Annotated in this window: 10 protein-coding genes; 6 read left to right on the plus strand and 4 right to left on the minus strand. The window is 68.8% G+C overall.

The features are described from left to right. Positions 1-223 precede the first annotated feature (223 nt). Positions 224-1,342, plus strand: a complete 1,119-nt coding sequence (gene serC, locus O3Q52_RS42565; RefSeq protein ID WP_269653900.1) for a phosphoserine transaminase — start codon at positions 224-226, stop codon at positions 1,340-1,342. A gap of 80 nt (positions 1,343-1,422) precedes the next feature. Here serC and O3Q52_RS42570 read toward each other — a convergent pair whose 3' ends face one another. Further along, positions 1,423-2,976 (minus strand): cellulase family glycosylhydrolase, encoded by a 1,554-nt coding sequence (locus O3Q52_RS42570; protein WP_269653901.1) that lies wholly within the window; start codon positions 2,974-2,976, stop codon positions 1,423-1,425. A gap of 164 nt (positions 2,977-3,140) precedes the next feature. Continuing rightward, positions 3,141-4,130, minus strand: a complete 990-nt coding sequence (locus tag O3Q52_RS42575) for a WD40 repeat domain-containing protein (RefSeq protein WP_269653902.1) — start codon at positions 4,128-4,130, stop codon at positions 3,141-3,143. Positions 4,131-4,218: 88 nt separating this feature from the next. Between O3Q52_RS42575 and O3Q52_RS42580 the strand changes: the two genes are divergently transcribed. From O3Q52_RS42580 to O3Q52_RS42590, 3 genes are all read left to right on the plus strand, one after another. Beyond that, complete coding sequence (locus tag O3Q52_RS42580; protein ID WP_266759020.1) at positions 4,219-4,902, plus strand: SGNH/GDSL hydrolase family protein; 684 nt, start codon at positions 4,219-4,221, stop codon at positions 4,900-4,902. Positions 4,903-4,990: 88 nt separating this feature from the next. Next, positions 4,991-5,578 carry a Uma2 family endonuclease gene (locus tag O3Q52_RS42585; protein ID WP_269653903.1) on the plus strand — a complete coding sequence of 196 codons (588 nt, stop codon included), beginning with the start codon at positions 4,991-4,993 and terminating at the stop codon, positions 5,576-5,578. A 52-nt stretch (positions 5,579-5,630) separates the two neighbouring features. Continuing rightward, complete coding sequence (locus O3Q52_RS42590; protein WP_266759016.1) at positions 5,631-6,101, plus strand: MarR family transcriptional regulator; 471 nt, start codon at positions 5,631-5,633, stop codon at positions 6,099-6,101. A gap of 14 nt (positions 6,102-6,115) precedes the next feature. On the opposite strand, the gene O3Q52_RS42595 is transcribed toward O3Q52_RS42590, so the two are convergent. Next, positions 6,116-7,111, minus strand: coding sequence for a hypothetical protein (locus O3Q52_RS42595; RefSeq protein ID WP_269653904.1), 996 nt, complete (start codon positions 7,109-7,111; stop codon positions 6,116-6,118). Between the two features lie 105 nt (positions 7,112-7,216). Further along, the gene (locus tag O3Q52_RS42600) at positions 7,217-7,636 is read right to left on the minus strand and encodes a hypothetical protein (RefSeq protein ID WP_269653905.1); all 420 of its coding nucleotides are present in this window, start codon (positions 7,634-7,636) and stop codon (positions 7,217-7,219) included. Positions 7,637-7,719: 83 nt separating this feature from the next. Between O3Q52_RS42600 and O3Q52_RS42605 the strand changes: the two genes are divergently transcribed. After that, entirely contained in the window at positions 7,720-8,526 is an 807-nt protein-coding gene (locus O3Q52_RS42605; RefSeq protein ID WP_269653906.1) for a helix-turn-helix transcriptional regulator, read from the plus strand. Continuing rightward, a complete protein-coding gene (locus tag O3Q52_RS42610) occupies positions 8,523-8,798 on the plus strand; it encodes a DUF397 domain-containing protein (RefSeq protein WP_269653907.1) in 276 nt (91 codons plus the stop codon). The genes O3Q52_RS42605 and O3Q52_RS42610 overlap by 4 nt, the downstream gene beginning before the upstream one ends. The last annotated feature ends 79 nt before the right edge of the window (positions 8,799-8,877 follow it).

Below are 8,877 nucleotides of genomic sequence, written 5' to 3' on the forward strand. Positions count from 1 at the left end.
CAGTTCCCCGCGCCCCTAGGTCTTCAGGGGCGCGGGGAACTGCGCGACCAGCCACAGCCGGACCCGCACCCGAAATCGCACCCCACGGGGTCCGGGGCGGAGCCCCGGAAGGATGGGACGGGTAGGGGCGGCGGGGGCGAGGAAACCCGGCGCCGCCCCGAAACGCGTCTCACCCGACGGACGACGTTTCACCCAGGTTTCCGGAAACGGATACGCTCCCGTCGTGGCTGATATCCAGATCCCCGCTGACCTCAAGCCCGCCGACGGCCGTTTCGGCGCGGGCCCCTCCAAGGTGCGTACGGAGTCGCTCACCGCGCTCGCCGCGACCGGCACGTCCCTGATGGGCACGTCCCACCGCCAGGCCCCGGTGAAGAACCTCGTGGGGAAGGTCCGCGAGGGCGTGAGCAACCTCTTCCAGCTCCCCGAGGGCTACGAGGTAGTCCTCGGTAACGGCGGCTCCACCGCGTTCTGGGACGTCGCGACGCACGGCCTGATCGAGAACAAGTCGCAGCACCTCACCTTCGGTGAGTTCAGCTCGAAGTTCGCGAAGGCCGCCAAGCTCGCCCCCTGGCTCGCCGACCCGGACGTCATCACCTCCGACCCGGGCACCCACCCGGAGCCGGTCGCCCAGTCGGGCGTGGACGTGTACGCCCTCACGCACAACGAGACCTCCACGGGCGTCGCGGCCCCGGTCAAGCGCGTCGCGGGCGCCGACGAGGGTTCCCTCGTCCTCGTGGACGCGACGAGCGGCGCGGGCGGCCTGCCCGTCGACATCGCCGAGACCGACGTCTACTACTTCGCCCCGCAGAAGTCCTTCGCAGCGGACGGCGGCCTGTGGATCGCGGTCTTCTCCCCGGCCGCCATCGAGCGCGCCGAGCGCGTCCACGCGAGCGGACGCCACGTCCCGGAGTTCTTCAGCCTGCCCACGGCGATCGACAACTCCCGCAAGAACCAGACGTACAACACCCCGGCCCTCGCGACCCTCTTCCTGCTGAACGACCAGCTTGAGTGGATCAACGGCCAGGGCGGCCTCGACTGGTCGGTCCGCCGCACGGCGACCTCCTCGCGCACGCTGTACGGCTGGGCCGAGGACGTCAAGTACGCGAACCCCTTCGTCACCGACCCGGCCAAGCGCTCGCAGGTCATCGGCACGATCGACTTCACCGACGACGTCGACGCGTCCGCCGTCGCCAAGGTCCTGCGCGCCAACGGCATCGTCGACACCGAGCCCTACCGCAAGCTCGGCCGCAACCAGCTCCGCGTCGCCATGTTCCCCGCGATCGACCCGGCGGACATCGAGTCCCTCACGAAGTGCGTCGACTACGTGATCGAGAAGCTGTAGCCGTCGTTCGTACGGCAACTGGGGTGCCCGGCACGACCACCACCGTGCCGGGCACCCCCGTCTGTGTCACACCGCCCGTCTCATGTCGCCGTGCAGCTCACCGCCGGTGCGCCCCCGCCTCCCGGCGCGCCACCGAACCCGAAGCTCGCCGAACCGCCCACCGCGAGCGTGCCGTTGTGGTCGGCGTTCGCGGCCGTGACAGTCGAACCGCTCTGTGTGTACGAGGCGTTCCACATGCTGGTGACCTTCTGGGCGCCGGGCCAAGTCCATGTGGCCTTCCAGGACTTGAGGGGCACAGTGCCCGAATTGGTCACCTTCACCTCGGCGTTGAAGCCGCCGCCCCAGTCGCTGCTGACGGTGTAGGCGGCGGTGCAGGCCGCCGTGCCCCCACCCGGGTCACCGGGATCGCCGGGGTCACCCGGGTCACCCCCGCCGCCCGGAAAGCCCGGTGCCTTCACGCTCGCCAGGTATCCGTCCTTCACCGTGTCCACGGTCGTCCAGTCGTCCTTGAGGATCCCGCCCGTGTCACCGGAGTTGGGGTTCCAGGACCAGAAGGTCCAGGAGATGCTGTCGGCGCCGTACGTGCTGGTCGGCCGGAGGTAACTCACCAGCGCGGCAAGCCACTTCTGGTCGATCGTCGACTGGAGTGTCGTGCCGAACTCGCCCACCCACACCGGCGCGATGTTCTGCTTGAAGATGTAGCCCCAGTACTTGTCCCAGATGCCGGGCATGTTGGCGGGGAAGGTGGGGTCGCTGAACCAGCTCTGCTGGGCGACGCTCGTGGCGTAGTCGTGGGCCGAGTAGACGACCCGGTTCGGGACGTCCAGCTGGACCGGGTACTGGGCGACACCCATCAGGTTGCCGCCCCACCAGCCGGACACGCCGTTGAACGTCTGCACGCCCTCCACGAAGATCAGCAGCTCGGGGTTGACGGACAGGACCGCGTTGCCGGCGCGCTGGGCGGCCAGGCGCCAGTCCCTCGTCGTGTCGCCGCAGCCCCAACAGGCCGGATCGTGCGGCTCGTTGTGGGGGTCGATGCCGATCACCGTGGAGTTGCCCCGGTAACGGGTCGCCAGGGCCTTGAGGTTGGCGATCCACGTCGACTCCGGGACCGCGGAGGTGTACCAGAGCGCCGACTGGCCGGCCGCGTCCGGACGATGCCGGTCCAGTACGACCTTGAGGCCGCCCTGACCCGCGTACGCCACGATCCTGTCCATGATCTGGAGGGAGCCGAGGCCCTGGAGGTCGGCGTTCTTGCCGCCGGAGAAGTCGATGCTGTTGGGTACGGTGCCGCTCTTGAAGAGGTCGTCGCTGTACGGCAGCCGGATGGTGTTGTAGCCCAGCGACTTCATCTGGTCGATCATGCTCTTGTAGTCGCGCGCCCAGAGGCCGTGGGGGGCGTAGTTGGCGGTCTCGAAGCCGAACCAGTTGATACCGGCGATCCGTACGGGCTGACCGGCCGCGTCCAGGATCTGGCGGCCGCTGGTGTGCCAGTAACCGGCTCCGGCGGCCGCCGCCCCGGCCGCCCGGTCCGCGGGCGGCGCCGGGTCGGCGTGGGCCGTCTGCACACCGGCCAGGATCAACAGGAGCGCCGCGGCGGCAGCACACAGCGCTCTTCGCAAGCTGCGGAACATGTCGCTGCTTCCTCTCGGGAGGCGCGGGCCCGGAACGGATGGGAGCGCTCCCACCACACCGCGCATCCCCATGGAAGGGAAGCGGCGTGGACACGTCAAGACGTCGGGCGGCATTCGGGACACTTGAGATCCCGAACGCCGCAACAACCGCTCCAGCCGCGCACTCAGTCGCGCCGCAGCAACCGCTTGAGCCCGTAGATGACAGCCAGGGCGACCACCAACGCAACCGCCCCCATCTTGATGTCGGCGTTCATCCCGTCGCCCCCGCCCCCGTCGTCCGAACTGCCTTCCCCGGAAGGCGACTTACCGTCTCCGCCGCCCGAGCCCGGCACGTTCCCCGGCTCCACCGAGCTGCCCGAGCCCTCGCTCCCGTACAGCAGCGTGGATCCGTCGGGGGTGTACGCCATCGACTCGCCCTGGCCCTGGAGCGGCACGCTCAGCCGCCCCTCCTTCTTCACCTTCCCGCCGTTCCAGTCGTACGCGAGGCCGCCGAAGTAGCCGCGTACGGCGAGCTGCTTGCCGTCGGGGGAGAAGGCGCCGTCGGTGACCCAGAGGTCGATGGCGCCGATGCGCTTGAAGGTGTTGGTGCCGGAGGAGGTGAGCTTGGCGGGCCCCTCGTACAGGCCTCCCCCGTCCTCGTTCTTCGAGACGATGTAGACGCGCCCGGTCTTCGGGTGGACCATCAGCGCCTCGGCGTCCCGCGCCCCGTCGGCGTACTTCACGTCGTACTGCGTGGCGCGGACGGTCTGGTTCTTGAGCTGCTTGGGCTCGGGCAGCTCGTAGATCCAGACGTTGTCCCAGGTGCCGCCGAGGTTGTCGCCGATGTCGCCGACGTAGAGACGGCCGTTCGGGCCCATGGAGATGGCCTCCACGTCCCGGGGCCGGCCGACGCCCGTCATGGTGACCGTGGCGACGGTCTCGCCGGTCTTGCTGTCGACGGCGTAGAGGAAGGCCCCGTCGTCGCTGTCGTTGTGGGTCCAGTAGACGCCGGGGTGGGCGCGGGACGCGACGAGCCCGCTGGACTCGGTGATCCGGGGATCCTTGATCGTGAACCCGTCCGCCCCCTCCGAACCGGCGCTGTCGGCGGCAACGGCGGGCGCGACGAGCACCCCGGCAAGGATGGCCCCGAAAAGGAGCGCAAGCGAACGACGCATGCCCCAAGCCTGCCATCCCCGCCGCCGGTTCAGCGGGCGTGTCCAGCCTCACACCCTGCCTCTTCCGCTGATCGTCCATGATGAGCGGATGCTCAGGTTCATGCCCGTCGGCGATTCCATGACCATCGGAAGCGCGGGCGAACACACTTGGCGTTACCGGATGTGGCAGCACCTGCGCGCGACGTACGGCGGCCCCTTCAAGATCGTCGGCCCTCGCGAGACGCTCTACGACAAGGCCACGGAGACCGCCGACTCGTACGAGTACGCCGACCGGGACTTTCCGCTCGCCCATCTGGCGGGATGGGGCGAGGGCTGGCACCACCTGACCCCGCTGATCGCGGACGCGGTCCGTAAGTCGCGCGCGGACGTGCTCCTCGTCTCGCTCGGCCTGATCGACCTGGGCTTCTACACGAACGCGGCCCAGACGGCGGAGAACGCCCGCACCTTCATCGCCGAGGCCCGCTCGGCGAACCCCCGCGTGGCGGTGGTCCTCCTCCCGGTGATCCCGAACACGAGGGCGGAGACGGACGCGCCCTTCGCCCGCGAGGTCGGCCTCTTCAACGAACTCCTCGCGAAGACGGTCGCGGACCTGGACGAGCCCGCGTCCCCCCTCCTCCTGGCCTCGGTCCCGCCCTCGTACGACATCACCCACGACACGTACGACGGCACCCACCCCAACGCCTCCGGCGAACACAAACTGGCGGCGGCGTTCGCCGAGGCGATGCATCAGGCGTGGGACGTGGGCGGTCCGTACGAGGCTGAAAGCGCCTGACCGAATCACGGCGTGCCCTGGTCACCGTGCGTATCGTTGTACTGCGCGGCTGCACTCCTCCGAGGAGCGGCCGGGGAGGAGCGCCACGATGACCGTCCTGGAAGACAGGATCGAGATGGCCGACACGAACGTCGATCGCCTGGACCAGTGGTTCGAGCGACTTGAGCGGATGCCCGTCCCCGAGGGAATCAAGGTTGAGATCGTCGGGGGTAACGTCTTCATGACGCCGCAGCGAAGCGTCCACTGGCACGTCATCCGGAGGATCATCCGGGCTTTGGAAGACAGGTTCGGCATGGATGTCGAGGCACTGTCCGACGTGCGGATCGACTTCCCCGGTCACGAGAACGGCTTCTGCCCCGACGTGGTCAAGATGCGTGACGGCGCTACGGATGGCGCCGAAGGCCGCTGGCGTCACGAGGATGTCGAATTCGTCGCCGAGGTCATCTCAAGGGGGACGGCCCAGAACGACTACGGCCCCAAAAAGGACGCCTACGCCGCCGCCGAAGTCCCCGTCTACCTCATCGCCGACCCGTACCAGGGCAAGTGCCACCTCTTCACGCAGCCCAAGGACGGGGAGTACGTCATCGAAACCTCCGTCGGCTTCGGCGCGGACGTCGACATGACAGGCACGGTCCTCGGCCTCACCCTCAAGACGGACGAGTTCCCCCGGGACTGACACCTCGGCACACCCTTGACCTCAACCAAACCTGAGCTCCTACGGTCGGCTCATGACCACACAGCAGCTCACCCCGTACCCCCGTCAGCAGCTCGCCGCCCAGCCCATCGGCTACTGGACGGGCGCCGCCCACCGCGAGGTGGTGGGCCGGATCCGCAAGGAGCTGGCGACGGAGTCGCTCACCCAGCCCCACTGGTGGATCCTCAACCACGTCGCCGCGTCCCCGGCCCACTGGACCCGCGCCGAACTCGCCGCGAAACTCACCCGCTACGACGACCAGGGCATCGACTTCGACGAGGTCTTCGCCGACCTGGCGAGCCGCGGCTGGCTGACGGAGGACGCCACGGGCACCCTCACCCTCACCGCGGCGGGAGAAGCCGGCCGCCTCCGCGCCAAGGAACGCAACCTCCGGGCCCACGAGCAGACACACGCCGGGATCACGGAGGAGGAGTACGTGGCCACGCTCGACGTTCTGCGCCGGGTGATAGCGAACCTGGGCGGGGACAGTGACCTGCCGGAGTAGGTCCGGCGGCCTGGTCAGGCCTCCGCCCACCCCAGCGGCTGGAGTGTCGCCTCGAAGGCGGCGGCCGTGCGGCAGCGGAGGCAGTGGGTTTCGTCGTTGCGGGGGCGGAAGACGTGTTCGTCGCCGGGGCCGGGGCAGGTCACCAGGCTCCGCCGGGCCGGGGCCGCGACCCGCTCGGGCGGTGGGGTGGGAGTCACCTGACGCCTCGCCGCCGGGAGCTTCTGGATCAGGCGGTGGCGCAGGAAGCCGACGGCCGAGCGGACGCCGTCCGCCGGGAGGCCGGTCGTCAGGGCGCGGCGGAGGTCCGGCGCCGAGACGCCCCGCCGCAGCCACTCCGCTGCCGCGTCGGCGAGGCTACGGGCCTCGCGTACGCCGAGGAGCAGGTCACGGTGTGCGTGGCGCAGGGACAGCAACACCCCTTCCGCCTCGGCGAGTTCGGGGGCGGGGACGGGAACGGGGACGGACCCGGGTTCCGCCTCGGGTTCGGGTTCCGCCTCCGGCTCGGGTTCCTCGGCTTCAGCCGCTTCATCGGCAACCGGGGCCCGGCGGTCTTGGGGTGGTGGGTGGGGAAGGTCTTTCTCTCCCGAGTCTTCTGTCCGGGGAGAGTCACCGACCGTCCGCTCCCCCGGCCCACCGACCGTCGGCGGACGCTCACTCGGTACGCCCGCGTCAGCCCCACCCTCGCGGGCCCGGGACGCCTCGTCACGCGTGAGGGTGACATTGGCGAGGAGTTGTTCCGTGACCCAGCGGCCCCGCGCGCCCTGCTCCCGCCACTCGTGCAAGTAACCGCAGTCGGCGAGGAGTTGCTTGGCCTTCTGGTAGGCCCGGCCCTTCAGACCCAGCCGGGCCGCGTGTTCGCTGAGCGGCTTGGGGGCGGCGGCCTCGGAGTCGGGGAGCCCCTGTACGTACAGCAGCAGTACCTTCGCGTCGCTGTTGAGCCGCGAGTGCCGTACGACGTCGTGGGACGCCTTCGTGTAGCGCCGAACCGGCGCGATAGCATGCCGAAGCATCTCTGGTGGACGTCCATCCACTAGGAGTGAAGGTCCTCGGTCGGTGTTGGTAGCACCTCCGGGGACCGCTCCGTACACGGATGCGTACGGAGTGTGATGTCGCGGTCACCGTACAACACCGATCAAGCGACCCACCACTTCATGCAGCAACCCCGCCTCCACGAACGGCACTTCAGGCGTCGGCTCCGACCGCCACTCCAACGGCCAGGTCAGCCCACCCAACGCGGGCACCCCCACGTACGCCCATCCCTGCGCGCCGCGCCCCAGGGCTCGCACTCCGGCGGGCCAGCGGTAGCCCGTGGCAGTTTGCGGGGGCAACAGGAAGTACATGTACCGGTACCCCGTCGCCTCCCGGACGATCGGACCCGCCTGAAAGTCCGTGAACTGCATGAGTTCGTACGCGACTTGCTCTGCGAGTACGCCCGCGACGCGTACGGCGTCGAAGTGGATGCCGGCGTGACGGAGGCCGTGGCCGGAGGCGGGAATCCAGGCGTGGACGGTGGCGGGGGAAGTTTTCGGGTTCATGGAGCAAATGCTTACGGGCCGTCACATACTGTGACCAGGGTTACGCAAGGTCCGTGCACCTCTGTGCACTTGGGGAGGTAGCTGTGCACTCCAGTGAACGCGGGTCGGAGTCCTTCGGTGTGCTGTTGCGGTTCCACCGCGAACGGGCCGGGATGACGCAGGAAGGGCTCGGCGGTCACGTCGGGTATTCCAAGTCGCAGGTGGCGATGGTGGAGCGGGGCGAGCGACCGCCCAAGGGCAAGCTGGTCGAGACCGCGGACCAGGTGCTGGGTGCACAAGGTGCACTACTGGTGCTGGCGGAGAAGGAGTTCGGGGGCAACGGACTCCGACCATGGACGGAGGACTACCTTGCGGAGGAGAGGATGGCCTCCGCGCTGCACGTGTACCAGAACCATCTGATTCCAGGTTCGCTCCAGACCGAGGCCTACGCGCGGGCGATCTACAACTGCCACTGCCCGGCGCTGGATGACGAGGAGATCGACAAACGTGTCGCTGCACGTCTTGCGCGCCAGCAGCTCTTCGAGCGCAAGCCCATGCCGATCATCAGCTACGTGCTGGAACAGAGCACGCTCACCCGCCCGTTGGGCGGACCGCCAGCGCTCAAGGATCAGTTGCACCACATCCTCGGCGTCGGCCGCCTGCGTCATGTCGAGATCCAGGTCATGCCGCACGATCGCCAGGTGCATGCTGGACTGAACGGCCCCATGATCCTTTTAGAAACGGCTGAGCGTCGCCAACTCGCCTACGTGGAAGGTCCGAGCGGCGGCTACTTCGTAAGCGAACAGCCTGACCTGGGGGACTTGTTCGCGCGGTATGGCATTCTGCGGGCGCAGGCTCTCAACCCCGACGAGTCGGCGAAGCTGATCGCAGAGGTGGCAGACACGCTATGAACACGGATCTCCACTGGTTCAAGAGCAGCTACAGCGGTGACCAGGGTGAATGCTTGGAGGTCGCCCTGCAGTGGACCAAAAGCAGCTACAGCAGCGGCGAGGGCGAATGCGTCGAGATAGCCATAGCCCAGACCGCCCCCGCCACCCCCACCACCATCCACATCCGCGACTCCAAAACCCCCACCGCCCCCACGCTCACCGTCACCCCCACCACCTGGTCCGCCTTCCTCCCGCACGCCTCCGCGCGCGGCGGACGCGACCGTGACTCGTGATGACCAGGTCGTGCCGAACGATGCCGATGAGGGGCCTCAGCCGGTCGCGCAGGGCCTCGTCGGTGGTGACGGCACGCAG

The sequence above is a fragment of the Streptomyces sp. ActVer genome (assembly GCF_027270795.1).
GTDB lineage: Bacteria > Actinomycetota > Actinomycetes > Streptomycetales > Streptomycetaceae > Streptomyces > Streptomyces umbrinus_A.

What these genes read in the sequence shown, in the direction of transcription:
- O3Q52_RS42570 (WP_269653901.1), bottom strand. Translation starts at nt 2,976, where the DNA reads ATGTTCCGCAGCTTGCGAAGAGCGCTGTGTGCTGCCGCCGCGGCGCTC.
- O3Q52_RS42575 (WP_269653902.1), bottom strand. Translation starts at nt 4,130, where the DNA reads ATGCGTCGTTCGCTTGCGCTCCTTTTCGGGGCCATCCTTGCCGGGGTG.
- O3Q52_RS42580 (WP_266759020.1), top strand. Translation starts at nt 4,219, where the DNA reads ATGCTCAGGTTCATGCCCGTCGGCGATTCCATGACCATCGGAAGCGCG.
- O3Q52_RS42585 (WP_269653903.1), top strand. Translation starts at nt 4,991, where the DNA reads ATGACCGTCCTGGAAGACAGGATCGAGATGGCCGACACGAACGTCGAT.
- O3Q52_RS42590 (WP_266759016.1), top strand. Translation starts at nt 5,631, where the DNA reads ATGACCACACAGCAGCTCACCCCGTACCCCCGTCAGCAGCTCGCCGCC.
- O3Q52_RS42595 (WP_269653904.1), bottom strand. Translation starts at nt 7,111, where the DNA reads ATGCTTCGGCATGCTATCGCGCCGGTTCGGCGCTACACGAAGGCGTCC.
- O3Q52_RS42600 (WP_269653905.1), bottom strand. Translation starts at nt 7,636, where the DNA reads ATGAACCCGAAAACTTCCCCCGCCACCGTCCACGCCTGGATTCCCGCC.
- O3Q52_RS42610 (WP_269653907.1), top strand. Translation starts at nt 8,523, where the DNA reads ATGAACACGGATCTCCACTGGTTCAAGAGCAGCTACAGCGGTGACCAG.